The organism is Mycoplasmoides gallisepticum (genome assembly GCF_900476085.1).
Taxonomy (GTDB): domain Bacteria; phylum Bacillota_I; class Bacilli_A; order Mycoplasmatales; family Mycoplasmoidaceae; genus Mycoplasmoides; species Mycoplasmoides gallisepticum.
The window spans coordinates 777,543-794,756 of sequence record NZ_LS991952.1 but is presented as its reverse complement, the minus strand read 5'-3'; the positions used below and the strand labels follow the sequence as shown (position 1 = coordinate 794,756).

The following is a 17,214-nucleotide window of genomic DNA, read 5'->3' as shown; positions in this document are numbered from 1 at the left end:
GCGAAGAAGAAGAAGAAGAAGAAGAAGAAGTTCTTAGAAGTTTAGAGGTTTGGGGCTCGTCTGATCGACGAAAATAAACACGATTTATTACTTACTGAACTTTATATATTCTTTCTTGATGAATATCTTTTTATCTAAGTTCATCAATTTAACTTTAAGTGAAAAGAAAAAACATTTTAAAGTTTGTTAGTTTATTAGGTATTGGTTCGTTTGTAATGTTGGCAGCTGCAAGCTGTACTACACCGGTCAACCCAACACCTAACCCAACACCTAACCCAACACCAACTCCAAACCCTTAACCAAACCCTCCTAGTGGTGGTAACATGAATGGTGGAAACACCAACCCAAGTGATGGGCAAGGCATGATGAATGCAGCTGCTAAAGAATTAGCAGACGCAAAAGCTGCTTTAACCTCTTTAATTGGTTCTAAGGATCAGAACACTAAGTTGTATGCAGATTATGAAAAAATTCAAGATACTTTAGTAAAAGCATACGATGCAGCTGAAGCTACACTTAATAACTCTGCTTCAACCACACAAAATCTTAAGGATGCTGAAACTACTCTACAAGCAGCTATTTCTACTGCTGCTAGTAGTAAACAAACGTTTAATCAGCAAAATAATGCATTAGTAACAGCATACAACCAACTTAAGACTGCAGTAGGTAATGAATCTGCTACTTTAGCAAAAGTGGAAGATGCTAAGTTTGCTAGAATTAAAGAAAATTTAGTCACATTGTATAACGCCGGCAAAATGCTTACTGCTAAACCATTAGAAGGAATCGATGGCGCTGTGTTAGATGTTGATCAAGTAACTCAGGCTAATACAAAACTTCAAGAAGCAACTAATGAAAATTCATTAACACAGCAAACACAAAACGCAACAAACTTAGCTGATAGTTTTGTTAAACAAGTAATCAATAAAACAAAGATTACTGGAACAACCAATACAGAGAAACAACCAGGAAACTATAGTTTTGTAGGTTATAGTGTCGATTTAAATACTATAACTACTCGTACTGGAAACAATTCTCAGACTTCTAGTTCAAGTGATAATCTTCCTAGCTGAAACTTTGCTCAAAGAATAGTTTGGACTAATACAGCTAATAAAAATTTTCCTTTAGCTGATCAAACTGAAAATTCAGTTCCTTTAACAGATGTATCATGAATCTATAGTTTAAGTGGAATGAATGCTAAATATACTTTAACATTTAATTATTATGGGCCAGATACAGCTTATTTATATTTTCCTTATAAGTTAGTTAAAACTAATGATAGGGCAGAATTACAGTATTCATTAAATGGGGCTAATGCTAAATTGATAGAGTTTAAGCCTGCTCCTACTGTTCCACCGGTTCAGCCACCTGCAGCACCTGCACCTGCAGAACGAGCAGCTACAGAAACTGCTGCGAATTCTAATCAAACAAATCAAGAAGGCTCTGATACTAATCAAGCAATGCCTGCTACTGCTACAATGAACGAAGCGCCAACAGTTGCTGACATCAATGTAGCTAAAGTTAAATTAACAGGTTTAAAGTTTGGTGAAAACACAATCGATTTCAGCGTTCCTCAATCAACAGGAAGTGATATGTCTAAAGTTGCTCCGATGATCGGGAATATGTATCTAACTTCATCTGATACTGATGCTAATAAAAACAAGATTTATGATGATCTTTTTGGAAATACATTAGTTAAACAAAATAATGAATCAACTGTTACAGTTGATTTACTAAAAGGATATAGTTTAGCAACTAGTTATTTTGAATACATTCGTCAATTTACTGATTTGACTGCAGAAGGTTCTGCAACAAAATCTCCAACTGTTTATTTGGTTGGTTTAATTAATGGTAGTGCACGTCGTACTGATGCTGAAAATGTTCCAACTACACCTACAAGCCCTAATCTTACAGGTAATAGTAGAACATTTACAATTTATGTAAATGCTCCACAAGACGGTGATTATTATATTAGTGGGTCGTATCTAAATGGGGATAATACAAGTAGACAACCAACGGCAAAAAGATATCTAAAATTCTCAACAACTCAAGGTACAGAGCCAAACATGAACTCTTCTCTTGTTATAGATGTGAAATCTTTAAATAGTTGAACTATACTAGGAACATTTGATACAAAAACTAATAAAAATATTAATGAACAGACTACTTCAACTGGTAGTGGTCGAGAAGGTAGTAGCGCTCAAAGTGCTAATAAGACTCTACACCTTAAAAAAGGATTAAATAAAGTTATTATTGGAGGAGATAAGGATCTTAATACTCCTTATATTGGTAAGCTATCATTTACATTAAAAATCAGTGCAGATGGTAGTAGTTCTACACCAGAAAACGTTTCTGGTGCAGCAGCTTAAATAGTTATGTTATTAAATAACAAAATGTAAAACTTATAAATAAGAAAAAAAATACTTACAGTTTAATAGCGCTAAGTTAGTTAAATAAAATTATTAGTCCAGAACCCATAAAACCGTTCTGGTTTTTTGTTCAGTAAGTTAAGAGTTATGAGTTGTGATGGTTTTAACTATAAAAACTGATAAAATCTTTTGTTTTCGAAGAAGAAGAAGAAGAAGAAGAAGAAGAAGAAGAAGTTCTTAGGAGTTCTGGGGTTTGGGGCTGGTTTGATCAGTGAAAATTAAGCAGATTTATTACTTACTGAACTTTATATATTCTTATATTAATAATAGACGTGTTTAACGTAAGTTATTGGCTTAACTTTAAGTGAAGAGAAAAAACATATTAAAGTTTGTTAGTTTATTAGGTATTGGTTCGTTTGTAATGTTAGCTGCAGCTAGTTGTACTACACCAACACCTAATCCAAATCCTCCTAGTGGTGGTATGAATGGTGGAGATACTAATCCAGGTGATGGACAAGGTATGATGAATGCTGCATCTCAAGAATTAGCTGCTGCAAGAATGGGGTTAACTACTGTATTTGATTCTAAAGCTAAGAATCTTGGATTGTATGTTGACTACAAAAAAACACAGGACACTCTAACAAAAGCATATGATGCTGCTAAGACTGTTCTTGATAATTCATCATCAACAACACAAAATCTTAATGAGGCTAAGACTAGATTAGAAACTGCAATTAGAACAGCTGCTACTAGTAAACAAACCTTTGATGAACAACATGCCGAGTTAGTAAAAGTTTATGAAGAATTAAAAACGACTTTAAGTAATGAAACTGCTACTTTAGCTCCATATGCAGCTGCACAATATGCTGGAATTAAGATGCATTTAAGTGGGTTATATGATGCAGGTAAAGCCATTACTACTAAAACGTTAGAGCCAGTTGAAGGGGATCCACTTACAGCAGATGTTGTAATGATGGCTAATACTAAGATTGTTGAAGCAATTAAAGATGAAGTATTAAATCCTCAAAAAGAAAACGCAACAAAACTAGCTGATAGTTTTGTTAAGCAAGTATTAGTAAAAGAAAAAATTACAGGAGTTGAAGAAGCTCATAATAAAGCACAACCTGCTAACTACAGTTTTGTAGGTTACAGCGTTGATATAACTGGAACTGTTACTGGACAAACAAGTATTCCTAACTGAGATTATGCTCAGAGAACCATTTTCACAAACGGTGATGAACCTAGAAGCATTTCTAATACTCCTGCTGATGGTCAAACTATGGTACAACCTTTATCTAATGTGTCTTGAATTTATAGTTTAGCTGGCACTGGTGCTAAATACACTTTAGAGTTTACTTATTATGGACCATCAACAGGTTATTTATATTTCCCTTATAAGTTAGTTAATACTAGTGATCAAATGAAACTAGGTTTAGAATATAAATTAAATGATGCGACTGAACCAAGCGCGATCACTTTTGGTAGTGAGCAAACAATGAATGGTAAAACTCCAACTGTTAATGATATTAATGTAGCTAAAGTTACTTTAGCTAACTTAAAATTTGGTTCAAACAAAATTGAGTTTAGTGTTCCAGCAGAAAAAGTAAGTCCGATGATCGGTAATATGTATCTTTCTTCTAGTCCTAATAACTGGAATAAGATCTATGATGATATTTTTGGTAATAGTGTTACAACTGAAAATAATAGAACAATAATTTCAGTTGATGCTTTAAATGGTTATAGTTTAGCTTCAGATTGATCAACATATATTGCTGAATACAGTGGTGCAGGTTTAACATTAAACGACCAAGCAAAACCTAATGAAAAATACTATTTAATTGGGTATGTGGGTGGAACTGGTGCTCGTAATGATATGATGGTTCCAAAGAACAATGTTCAAAAATTCCCATTAGCAAACAACACAAGTAATAGAAACTACGTATTCTATGTAAATGCTCCAAAAGCAGGTGATTATTATATTAAAGGAGTGTTCGCTTCAGGAGTTCATAGTGATCTTAAATTCAGTACCGGAGATATGTCTTCTAATAATGTAACTGTAAAACAATTGTTTACAGGTAATTTAACTACTACATTAAGAACCTTTGATACCTCTGCAACAACAGAATCTACCCGAGTTACAACTGATCCTACTAATAAAAAGACGTTAACTCTAGTAGAAGGATTAAATAAGATAGTAGTTAGTGGAACTACTGAAAATATTGGTGCTCCAAATTTTGGATATTTAGAATTTATTCTTAATGAAACCCAACCTGAAACTACTAATGTTTCAAATCCATCTTAGTAATAGAAAATATATGTAATCAAGCTGAGTTAGTTAAGTATTTTATATAAGTTATTTTGTTTGTCATTTAACATCAAAATCAATTCGAATTTTGATGTTTTTTTATTTTGGGATTTTTTTTTAAAAAACATTTCTCTGAATTTGCTATAAAAATTAGTGAAACCTTTTATTTTCGAAGAAGAAGAAATTCTTAGGAGTTCTGGGGTTTGGGGCTGGTCTGATCGGCGAAAATAAACGCGATTTATTCCTTAATTGAACTTTATATATTCTTTACTTGATGAATATCTTTTTTTTATCTAAGTTCATCAATTTAACTTTAAGTTAAAAGAAAAAACATTTTAAAGTTTGTTAGTTTATTAGGTATTGGTTCATTTGTAATGTTAGCTGCAGCTAGTTGTACTTCAGCAACTACACCAACTCCAAACCCTGAACCAAAACCAGATCCAATGCCAAATCCTCCTAGTGGTGGTATGAATGGCGGAGATACCAATCCAGGTGGTGGACAAAATATGATGAATGCTGCATCTCAAGAATTAGAAGCTGCAAGAATGGGATTAACTACTGTATTTGATTCTAAAGCTAAAAATCTTGGATTGTATGTTGGCTACAAAAAAACACAACAGAATCTAACAAAAGCATATGATGCTGCTAAGAATGTTCTTGATAATTCATCATCAACAACACAAAACCTTAATGAGGCTAAGACTAGATTAGAAACTGCAATTAGAACAGCTGCTACTAGTAAACAAACCTTTGATGAACAACATGCCGAGTTAGTAAAAGTTTATAAAGAATTAAAAACGACTTTAAGTAATGAAACTGCTACTTTAGCTCCATATGCAGATTCGCAATATGCTGGAATTAAAATGCATTTAAGTGGGCTATATGATGCAGGTAAAGCCATTACTACTAAAACGTTAGAACCAGTTGAGGGAGATCCACTTACAGCATCTGCTGTAATGATGGCTAATACTAAGATTGTTGAAGCAATTAAAGATGAAGTATTAAATCCTCAAAAAGAAAACGCAACAAAACTAGCTGATAGTTTTGTTAAGCAAGTAATCAATAAAACAAAGATTACTGGAACAACCAAGACAGAGAATCAACCAGGTAACTATAGTTTTGTTGGTTTTAGTAATGATTTAGATCATAAAATTGCAGGTAATGCAGGAAATCCACCAAGTAATTTACCAACTTGAAATTTTGCTCAAAGAAAAGTTTGAACATCTGAAACAAAAACAAAGAATGGTTCTACAGATATCGTTGAATCTCCAACTTCTAAAACAGATGTATCGTGAATTTATAGTTTATCTGGAGAAACAACTAAATATACTCTAGAATTTATTTACTATGGACCATCAACAGTCTATCTATACTTCCCTTATAAATTAGTTAAGTCTGCTGATTCATCTTTAGTTGCCTTGCAATATAAGTTAAATGGTGGCGAACAACAACCTATAACTTTTGCAGCTGATAATCAACAAAATGTCGAGGCTACAGCTAATAAAACTCCAACAGTTAGCGATATTAATGTAGCTAAAGTTAGTTTGTCTGGATTAAAATTTGGTTCTAACACAATTGAGTTAAGTGTGCCTACTGAAAATCCTGCAAAAGTAGCGCTTATGATCGGTAATATATATATATATTACTTCAAATGATCAAAATACTAATAAGGTTTATGATGATATTTTTGGTAATAAACAAAACATAATAGATAATAAAAAATCTGTTACGGTTGACTTATTAACAGGATACAGTTTAGCGTCTAGTTGATCAACATATATAGGTCAGTTTACTAAATTAACAGATCAAAAAACAATGTATTTAGTTGGATTTATTGGCGGTCCTAATGAGCGTGTTGCTAACAATACAAAAACTAATAAGGTTTTATTCCCTTATACTTGAGGAAACGCGAGAACGATTACAATTTACGTAAATGCTCCAGTCGAAGGTCAATATTACATTAGTGGTTCATATATTACATCTAAGCAAAGAGGATTGCAATTCACAGCAGGTGATGCTGTTTCTCAAAATACAAATGTTGTTAAAGTTAACGTTACAGGAAAAAGTAATTGAACTTCAGCAGGAACATTTGACACTTCTAAGACCAGTGGCAACGATGGTACTGTTCAGGGAAATACACGCACTTTATTACTAAAAGAGGGTTTAAATAAGATTATTATTGCAGGTGATACTTTAGATAGTAAAAGCGCTCCATACATTGGTAACTTGACTTTTACTTTAAAAACTAGCACGACAAGTAACGATGAGACTGGTGCAATCGCCAATAGTGCTTCTAGTTAATAAACATTAATATGATCCAATAATAAATTAATGTAAGGCTGCTAAGTTAGTTAAATAAAAATTATTAAAACATCAGATTTTATCTGGTGTTTTTTTTATTTTTGTTTCATCAAGTGGCAAAAAAACTAATAACTATTTTTTTTGAATTAATGACAAAAAACGCTAAAACCTTTTATTTCTAGAAGAAGAAGAAGAAGAAGAAGAAGAAGAAGAAGAAGTTCTTAGAAGTTTAGAGGTTTGGGACTCGTCTGATAGACGAAAATAAACACGATTTATTACTTACTGAACTTTATATATTCTTATCTTGATGAACTTGTTCGTTTTACAAATTCGTCAATTCGACTTTAAGTGAAAAGAAAAAACATTTTAAAGTTTGTTAGTTTATTAGGTATTGGTTCGTTTGTGATGTTAGCAGCTACTAGTTGTACTTCAGCAACTGCACCAACACCTAACCCAACACCAAACCCTGAACCAAAACCAGATCCAATGCCAAACCCTCCTAGTGGTGGTATGAATGATGGAAATACTAATCCAGGTATGGATACTGCGGCACAAGAATTAGCAAGCGCTAAAGCTGCTTTAACCACTTTAACAAATAGCGAAAGTGAAAAAGTTGGATTATACGTTGATTATGCAAAAATTAAAGCTGACTTGACTTCTGCGTACACAGTTGCTAAAACGACTTCAGATAGTTCAACATCAACTTTAGATCAAGTTAAAACAGCAACATCAAAGTTACAAACAGCAATTGATAAAGCTGCTAGCGATAAACAAAAGTTCGAACAAGATCACAAAGATTTATTAATGCCTTATAGTGAGTTGAAAACAACTTTAAGTCAAAAAAACGCTACTGTGGTGTTATTAAATCAACCAAAATATAGCGCAATTTTGAATAAAATTAACTCTATATATGCACAAGGTGAAGAAGTTGTTATTCGTACACTAGATCCAGTTAGTGGTGCTATTCCAACTGCTGCTTCAATTACAAAAGTTAATGATGAAATTAATAAAGCAATAAGTGAAAATCAACTTAAACCTAAAAAAGATAATGCTGATGCTTTTGCCAATTATCAATTCTTTAAATTAGATAAAACAAAAATAATGGGCATGAGCACAAACATGATGAAGCAACCTCAAAATTACAGTTTTGTTGGCTACAGTGTTGGTGTAACTGGAATGCAAAGTGGACAAACTACTATTCCCAACTGGAATTTTGCTCAAAGAATTGTTTGAAGTAGTGGGGCTCCTAGGGCTCCTTTAGCATCACAAACAGAAACTCCACAAGCAGAAACTCCGCCTATGAGCGCTCCTCAAGGAGTAGAACCTGCTCAACAACAAGGAGATTCTTCACCGAAACAAGCTTCTGAAACACAAGAAGTTTCACCAACCCCTGCTGCTGAAGTACAAGCTCAACAAGCAGACACTGAACAACCTGCAACTTCACAAGGCACACCTTTAACAGATGTATCATGAATCTATAGTTTAAGTGGTACAGATGTAAAATATACATTTACATTTAATTATTTTGGGCCTTCTATGGCTTATTTATACTTCCCATATAAGTTAGTTAAAAGTGATGATAGTGTTGGGTTGCAATATAAATTAAATAACAATAATCCAGTTGCACTTAATTTTGGGGCTGAAGCAAATGCAAATGGACCTGCTGCATCAGTTGACAATATTAATGTAGCTAAAGTTAATTTGGCAAATTTAAATTTTGGAGAAAACACAATCGAATTTAGTGTTCCAATGAATAAAGTAGCTCCGATGATCGGTAATATGTATATTACTTCAGATGTAGCTAACCAAGGAGCTGTATATAACCAAATTTTTGGAAACACTAATAGTTCAAGTGATGCAGCTGCAACATCTGTAACTGTTGACATGTTAAAAGGTTATAGTTTAGCATCTGATTGATCTACAGTTATCTCTCAATATGCAGGGAACGATTTAACGGTAGATAATATGCAAAAACCTAATGAAAAGTTCTATTTAGTAGGGTATGTGGGTGGTAAAAGCCCTCGTACTTATAGAGGAAGTGATGTAACAATGAATGTTCAGAAATCTCCAGCTGTAAGTGATACAAATAAACGCGATTACATTTTCTACGTAAACGCTCCAAAAGATGGGGCATATTCAATCAGCGGTGTTTATATCTCAGGAACCCAAAATACAGAGATAGCTAACAGTTGACTGCAATTTAAAACTGGTGATGAAACTAATGTTTTACAAGTTGAAACACCAGGAAATAATAACACTGAAAAAGTGGCTTCTGGTAATTGAACTACAAAATTAGCAACATTTGATACAGCTAGAGAAAACACAAAACTTAACCCTAAAGGTAAGAAAACACTAAATCTAAAAGCTGGATTAAATAAGATTATTGTTAATGGTAAAGATGGTACTGGAGATGCTCCAAACTTTGGTAACATTACCTTTACTTTAATGAATCCTTCAATGTAAGATGATAAGTAAAAAACTGTTGAATAAAAATAGATAAGCGTAAGTTAGTTAAATAAAATTAGTAAGATATGAAAAGTTAAACAAAGCTTGAATTTTAAATTTCATGCTGATGTTTACTTTTCATTTTTTTTGTTCTTTTTTAGACAAAAAGACATATCTTTATTAGAAAGGTATGTCACAAAATAGAAAAGGGATCTTTAAAGAGATTGTATGTTCAAGAAAAAAAATAACCTGCAAAGAAAGTTAAGCTGGTTTCCCCCTCTTTTTACTTAGAAAAGCAACGAATCATAAATATATATTTATAAGAATTTGTCCAAAACAACAATCTAATATTAATAATCTGTCTAATGGGTAATTTTTCTTTATATTATATTAGTTAAAATAAGAAAATAAATAAAAATGAAAGGATATTAGTTTGGATACACAAGAATATGCACTTCGAATGGTTGATATCCATAAATCCTTTAATAACGGCCAGATAAAAGCTAACTCAGGAATTAATCTGTCAGTTAAGAGGAATGAAATACACGCCATTATAGGTGAGAATGGAGCAGGTAAATCAACTCTTATGTCAATCTTGTTTGGCTTGTACAAACAAGATGAAGGTCAGATTTATGTTTGGGGTAAAGAAGTTAACTTTAAGTCTTCAAAGGATGCTTCTAAAGCAAAGATTGGGATGGTTCACCAACACTTTAAGTTGATTGAGAATTTTAAGGTGATCGATAATATCATCTTGGGGTCTGAAACCACTAAAGCTGGGATCATTCATTATAAGAAGAGTTTCAACAAATTAAAGAAGATTATCGATGAATATAACTTTAAGATCGATTTAAATGCGAAGGTTTCTTCTTTAACTGTTGGTGAACAGCAAAAAGTTGAGATTTTAAAAGTTCTTTATCGTGATGCTGATCTCTTAATTTTTGATGAACCAACAGCAGTTTTATCAGATAATGAGATTGAAAGTTTTTTAGAGATCTTAAGAGAGTTTAAAGCTAAAAATAAAACGATCCTTATTATTAGTCATAAACTACATGAGATCAAAGCGATTGCTGATAATGCAACGATCATCAGAAAAGGTGAGTATGTTGATTCTGTTGATGTAAAGACAACTTCAATTGAAGAGATGGCAGAACTAATGGTTGGTAGAACGATTATCTCTTCAATTAATGATTCACCCGTTACTAGTGATGAAGTTGTATTGAGTGTTAGAGATCTAAATTTAGATACTAAGACCGCTGAAGAAAAATATGACGAATTATTGAATAAGGCTTCTTCAGTAACTAAAACAACTTTTACTAAAGGTTGACAAAAAGCTAAACAAACATGAGAAAAGCTTAGTAGTTCTAATCGTGATAAAAGCAAGATTAATTTCGAAATTAAAAAGGGAGAGATCTTTGCAGTAGCTGGTGTAGAGGGTAATGGTCAATCCAAACTAATCGAGATTATTTCTGGTTTAAAAAAATCAGAACCCAATAAGATCTTTTTTAGGGATAATAACAAACTAGTAGATATCTCAAAACTATCAATCAAAAAGCGCTCTAGATTAGGAATCTCTTTTGTTCCAGAAGACCGTCATAAACATGGTTTAACCTTGGATGAGAACGTAAGACTAAATTCAGTTAATAATTTAATTGATAAAAAACCTTTCTCTGATAAAGGTTTTATTGTGCCGTTTGAAATAGCTAAATACGCCCAAGATATTATCGACAAGTTCGACGTTAGGGGTACGGCGAATGGAACTGCACTATCAAGATCACTATCTGGTGGGAACCAACAGAAGTTAATCATTGGTCGAGAGATGAGTAAAAAACACGAGTTGTTAATTTTAGCCCAACCAACAAGAGGGTTAGATGTGGGAGCGATCGAATATATTCACGGTCAGATTATTGAAGCCAAAAAACAAGGGAAAGCAGTTTTACTTGTTTCTTATGAACTAGATGAAATTATGGCACTAGCTGATACGATTGCAGTGATCAGTCGGAATAATTTCATCGGAATTGGGTCTAAAGAAGAGATGACAAGATCTAAAATCGGTCAATTATTAGCAGGAGAAGCGATGAATGAATCAATTTAAAAAGTATCCGAATTTTTTGATCGGTTTTGATCGATTTTTTTACCGTAAAGAACATAAGTCTACCAGAAGAAGAATTTTAAGTATTATTGTTTTGATCCTAATTGCTTTATTAGTAATTTATGGGATCTTAGTGGCAACAAACGTTAACCGTTATGCGTTTTTATCTTTATTTACTAGAGGGTTACGAGATCAAAAACAACAACAAGATTTCATTACTAATATCGGGATCTTTACTTTAGCAGGGCTATCATTTGGTTTTGCTATGCAAGTAAAAATCTTTAATATTGGGATCTCAGGCCAGATGCTTGCAGGTGCTTCTTTTGCTTTTATTATTACCCATTATTTAGCGAAAACAGGTTTTGCTCCAGCAGTTGGTGGTCAGTTAATTACGATCATCTTATCGATGTTTGTGGCGGCCTTTGTTTCAGTACTAACCGGACTGTTTAAGATCTACTTAAAGATCAATGAAGTGGTGTCGGCAATCTTATTAAACTGAATTATTCTTTTAATCGTGGGAACGATTATTAACAATCACTTCATTGATAGTACACAAAGATTGAATGGTAACTTCTTATCAGTGAAATTCCCGGATCAATATTCGTTCTATGTTGTTAATGGTCCAACCTTCTTTACTAGTAACACTGGTTGAGTGTGAACGATTGCAGTTACTGCTGTTTCAGTTGTGATTGTCTGGGTTTTATTAAGATTTACCGTTTTTGGTCACAAACTAAAAACAACAGGGTTATCAAGTAGTTCAGCTGAATACTTTGGTTATAATAAAAACTTATTACAACTAAGTTCATTTGCGATCTCAGGAGCTTTAGCTGGAATCTTGGGTGTTGTTGTTTATACTGGTCAAGCTTCTCAAGCAATTGATTTTAGTTCAGTGGGAAGATTTGGTTTATCATCTGTGCCTATTGAAGGATTTAATGGAATTGCGATCTCATTAATTGCCTTAAACAACCCTTGAGGGATTGTGATCGTATCAATGTTGTTCTCACTAATCTCAGTAGGACAAGGTCCTGCTAACTTACCAACTCCACAAACATTATCTTTAACTCTAGGGGTGTTGATGTACATCATCTCAATTTATGGTTTAATGAACTACTTAAAACCATGGCGTTGAATCATCATCAAGATCTATGGCGATAAAAATATTACGGAGTATCAAAACTTAGAGAACAATATGGCTGCTTTATCTGAGAAGCACCTATTTAAAGTTAAGAAACTTCAAAAAGATTTAAACGAGCAACTTAATGAACAATACGGTAGTAAGCTTAAAGTTGCATTAATGGTTTTGATCAACCCAATTAAGATTCTTTTCTTAAAAGAATATAAAGAACAGATTAATACGTATAAAAATGAATACGTACAAGAACGAGTTAGCATCGTTAACGAGTTTTATCACAGCTGTGTCTTTAACTCAATTCTTGCTACTGAAAAAGTAATTCAAGACTGTGAGAGTTCTAAAAACCAAAAACTGTTACATAAATTAAGTAAGTGAAATAAAGAAGAAAGACGCATTCAAAAACTTGCTGCTACATTAGAAGACGAGATGAAGATGCAAGTAAATAAACACATTAAAACAATCAACAAAAAGATTAGTAATCTAAATATTAATAAGGAGGCTAGATAATGTTTTCACCAACCCAACTAGATCAATGATTAATTCTAGCCCCTGCACTGATCCTTGGTGTTTTTGGTGGTTATTTATCTGAACGAGTGGGAATTGTTAATATTGCCATTAATGGAACAATGACGTTTGGAGCAACGTTTTTTGTACTCTTTTCAAATGTCTTTTTCAGATCGATGGGTGGGATGTTAACAACCACGTATAACTGGACGTTTTTAGCTTCGATCTTATTATCAGCTTTATTATCTGTTCCCGTGGGAATCTTATTTGGGGTTGCCACGATTAAATTAAAAGCCGATCATGTGATAGCTGGGACTGGAATCAATCTGTTAGCCAGAGGGATTGGACAAATCTTATCAGACCGCGCTACGACTTTATTTGGTCGACCAAGTCTTGATAATGTTTATAATCGAACACTAAGACCAAATAGTGTTAGTACTGAAGCAATTATTATCTTTGTTTTATTTATTGTCTTTTTCATCATCTTATATGTCGTGATGAACTTTTCAAAGATCGGATTAAGATATCGAGCTGTTGGTGAAAACCCTAACGCTGTTGACTCACAAGGAATTAATGTTACTAAGTACCAATGAATTGGGATTATCTTAGCTAGTGTTGTGGCTGGATCTGGTGGTGCTTTATTTGGATATTACCAATCAGGTAGATCGTTTGCTGGAGATGTGGATGGAGTTGGATTCATTGCGTTAGCAATCCTGATCGTAAGTGGATGAAAACTATTACCAATTACGATCATTGGTTTGGTATTTAGTTCACTATTAGTTCATTCAACTTCAACTACAAGCGTTAACCAATCACAGATCTTTTTAGTCAGAACAATTCCATACGCACTAACATTAGCAACGATGTTATTACTTGGTAAGTTCTCAATTGGTCCTAAAAATGTCGGTAACCATTTTGATAAGGGACTAAGGTAGAAAAAAAATAATCTTAACAATCAGTTTTATAAGTTAGATAATTAAATATATAAACAAATTCAAAATAGGTAATTAAATAATGACTCCACATATTAAAGCAAAAAAAGAAGAGATCGCTAAAACAGTAATTATGCCTGGTGATCCATTACGAGCAAAATGGATTGCAGAAACATTTCTAGAAGACTATAAACTAGTTAATGAAGTAAGAAATATGTTTGCTTACACAGGTAAATATAAGAACAAATTAGTAACAGTTATGGGTCACGGGATGGGTAATCCTTCAATTGGAATCTACACCCACGAGCTTTATAATTTTTATGATGTTGAAAATATTATTCGTGTTGGTTCATGTGGCGCTTTAGTTAAAGATGTTAACTTAGGTGATGTGATCTTAGAAAGCAAGGCTTATAGTGAATCACCTTATGCAATGCTAATCGGAGTTGATGTGGTGGATAAAACTAATTACCCTTCAGCTAAATTATTAGAGTTATCAAGAAAAACAGCTGATGAATTAAAGATCAAATACCATGAAGGGTTAGTGATCTGTGAAGACGCTTTTTATCAAACCTTATACACTCCCAAGCAAGCTAATGAAAAGTGAAATGCGATTGCTGTAGAGATGGAAGGTTTTGCTTTGAATGCTAATGCACAAAAAGCTAAAAAGCATGCAATGACGATCCTAACGGTCTCTGACTCATTAGTTACCCATGAATCAATGAGTCCAGAGAAACGCCAAACAACATTTAAAAATATGATGGAGTTAGCACTTAATGTGGCTAATAAACTATAAACACTATGAGCATTCTAAATTTCAACAAACTAATTGACCACACTAACTTAAAAGCTAATGCTACATACGAAGAGATCGAAAGATTATGTCATGAAGCAATTGAGTATGGCTTTTTTAGTGTTTGTGTTAATCCAGCTTACATTAGAACAGCAAAAAAAATCTTATTAAAATCCCCCGTAAAAGTTTGCACTGTGGTGGGTTTTCCTTTAGGTGAAACTTTTAGTGAACAAAAAGTTTATGAAGCCAAAACCTCAATTAAAATGGGTGCTGACGAGATTGATATGGTAATCAATATCCCAGAACTAATTAATGGTTGTGCTTGTGTAATTGATGAGATCAGACAAGTTAAAAAAGTTTGTGGTGAAAAGATCTTAAAAGTGATCGTAGAAACGGCATTACTAAATGAAGAACAGATTAGAAAAGCTACCTTAGCATGTATTGATGGTGGTGCTGATTTTATTAAAACTTCAACGGGGTTTTCAACTCGTGGTGCTAGTTTAAATGATATTAAGATTATGCAACAAGCCAGTCAAAATAAGATCTTAATTAAGGCTAGTGGGGGGATCTCAACAGCTAGAGAATTAATCGAATTTGTTAAAGTTGGTGCTGATCGGATTGGGACTTCTCGTTCAGTTAAATTAATGCAAGAATTAAAAACGATGGATTTAGCTAAATAATCAAAAAGCGATGAACATTATTGATATCATTGAGAAGAAGAAAACCAAGCAGATTTTAACTAAAGAAGAGATCGGTTTTTTCATTGATGGTTGTGTCAAAAAAACGATCCCAGATTATCAGATCAGCGCATTATTAATGGCGATCTGATTTAATGGCTTAAACGATGATGAGTTGTTTTATTTAACTGATTTCATGATCAAATCAGGTAAAACATTAAACTTTGAATCAGATCAAAAAAAGTTAATTGATAAACATTCGACCGGAGGTGTGGGTGATAAGGTATCAATCGCATTAGCACCAATCTTAGCTTGCTTTAATTTCAAAGTAGCTAAGATGTCAGGAAGAGGGTTAGCTCACACTGGTGGAACGATTGATAAACTTGAAGCGATCGGTGTCGATTGTTTTATTAGTCTTGATCAAGCCAAACAGATTCTTAAGACCAATGATATGTTTATTATTGCTCAAACTAATGATTTAGTTTTGGCGGACAAGATCTTATACGCATTAAGAGATGTTACTGCAACAACTGATTGTTTAGATTTAATTGCTTCATCAATTATTTCCAAGAAATTTGCGATTAATTCAGATTACATCTTTATTGATATTAAGTATGGTCTAGGAGCGTTTTGTAAAACGATTGATGAAGCTAATGAACTAAAAAAACGGATGTTAAATCTAGCTAAAAAGTTCAATCGTCATTTAAAGTGCGAACTCAATGATATGAATGAAGTATTAGGTAACAGTATTGGTAATGCGATCGAAATTAAAGAAGCAATAGCTTACTTAAAAAATCAGTTATCTCAAAATAATTCATTTAAAATTTTAATGGATAATCTGGTCGCTGAAATTTTAGTTGAAACCAAGCAGTTTACTACTAAAAAAGAAGCTTTAATTAGCTTAGATCAACTACTAAAAACAACAAAACCATTTGATAAGTTTATTAGTTGGATAAAATCCCAAATTGGGAACTGACAAGAGATTATTAATGACTCATATTTTCAGCCAAAATACGAGTATCAACTTAAAGCTAAAAAAGCCGGCAAGATCAGTTACAGTTCACCAGTGGATCTAGCAATGGTTTCAGTAGGTTTAGGCTCAGGCAGAATGATTAAAGATCAACCAATTGATTTCCAAGCAGGGATCTACTTACATAAAAAAAATCATGATCAAGTGAGCTTAGATGAACCTATCATGAGCTTATATTCATCTAAACCAATTGATCAAGTAATTATTGATAAAGCAGATAAAACAATTAGATATGAAACATAACGAATTATTGCGACTATTAGATAAAGCTTATTGTGTTTATTCGAACTTTCATGTTGCTTGTATCTTAGTTGATGATCAGAACAAAGAATATCAAGGCGTTAATGTTGAATTCGCGTCATACCCAATTACTTTATGTGCTGAAAGAAATGCGATTGGAACGATGATTACTAGTAGCAATTCTGATCATCTACCTGTGATCAAGCAGATCCACTTGATGAGCGATTCAAATGATAGTAATGCCTCACCGTGTGGCATGTGTCGTCAAGCATTATGAGAGTTTAGTGATGACAGCACTTTAATAACGATCTATTATAAAAATCAAACAAAAAAGACCTATCAATTTAAACAACTATTACCATTAGGTTTTAATCACAAAGCAATGACTGCTAAATAATTTGAAGGA

At 33.1% G+C, this 17,214-nt stretch carries 9 protein-coding genes and 2 pseudogenes; all 11 read left to right on the top strand.

Annotation, left to right across the window (positions count from 1 at the left end; translation table 4 throughout):
- Positions 1–158 precede the first annotated feature (158 nt).
- Positions 159–2,363 (top strand): annotated as a pseudogene (locus tag D2833_RS03275) (hypothetical protein).
- Positions 2,364–2,727: 364 nt separating this feature from the next.
- Positions 2,728–4,665, top strand: coding sequence for an FIVAR domain-containing protein (locus D2833_RS03270; protein WP_117274090.1), 1,938 nt, complete (start codon positions 2,728–2,730; stop codon positions 4,663–4,665).
- Positions 4,666–5,042: 377 nt separating this feature from the next.
- Positions 5,043–6,969: pseudogene (locus tag D2833_RS03265) on the top strand (hypothetical protein).
- A gap of 348 nt (positions 6,970–7,317) precedes the next feature.
- Positions 7,318–9,432, top strand: coding sequence for an FIVAR domain-containing protein (locus D2833_RS03260; protein ID WP_027333243.1), 2,115 nt, complete (start codon positions 7,318–7,320; stop codon positions 9,430–9,432).
- 415 nt (positions 9,433–9,847) lie between these two features.
- Complete coding sequence (locus tag D2833_RS03255) at positions 9,848–11,506, top strand: ABC transporter ATP-binding protein (protein WP_011113846.1); 1,659 nt, start codon at positions 9,848–9,850, stop codon at positions 11,504–11,506.
- On the top strand, positions 11,493–13,142 hold the full coding sequence (locus tag D2833_RS03250) for an ABC transporter permease subunit (RefSeq protein ID WP_014574343.1): 1,650 nt from the start codon (positions 11,493–11,495) through the stop codon (positions 13,140–13,142). The genes D2833_RS03255 and D2833_RS03250 overlap by 14 nt, the downstream gene beginning before the upstream one ends.
- Positions 13,142–14,074, top strand: a complete 933-nt coding sequence (locus tag D2833_RS03245; protein WP_027333242.1) for an ABC transporter permease — start codon at positions 13,142–13,144, stop codon at positions 14,072–14,074. Before D2833_RS03250 ends, D2833_RS03245 begins: the two co-directional genes overlap by 1 nt.
- 79 nt (positions 14,075–14,153) lie before the next feature.
- Positions 14,154–14,864 carry a purine-nucleoside phosphorylase gene (deoD, locus tag D2833_RS03240; RefSeq protein WP_011113843.1) on the top strand — a complete coding sequence of 237 codons (711 nt, stop codon included), beginning with the start codon at positions 14,154–14,156 and terminating at the stop codon, positions 14,862–14,864.
- 5 nt (positions 14,865–14,869) lie between these two features.
- Entirely contained in the window at positions 14,870–15,541 is a 672-nt protein-coding gene (gene deoC / locus D2833_RS03235) for a deoxyribose-phosphate aldolase (RefSeq protein ID WP_117274087.1), read from the top strand.
- 10 nt (positions 15,542–15,551) lie between these two features.
- A complete protein-coding gene (locus tag D2833_RS03230) occupies positions 15,552–16,811 on the top strand; it encodes a thymidine phosphorylase (protein WP_011113841.1) in 1,260 nt (419 codons plus the stop codon).
- Positions 16,801–17,205, top strand: a complete 405-nt coding sequence (gene cdd, locus D2833_RS03225; RefSeq protein ID WP_231992410.1) for a cytidine deaminase — start codon at positions 16,801–16,803, stop codon at positions 17,203–17,205. Before D2833_RS03230 ends, cdd begins: the two co-directional genes overlap by 11 nt.
- The last annotated feature ends 9 nt before the right edge of the window (positions 17,206–17,214 follow it).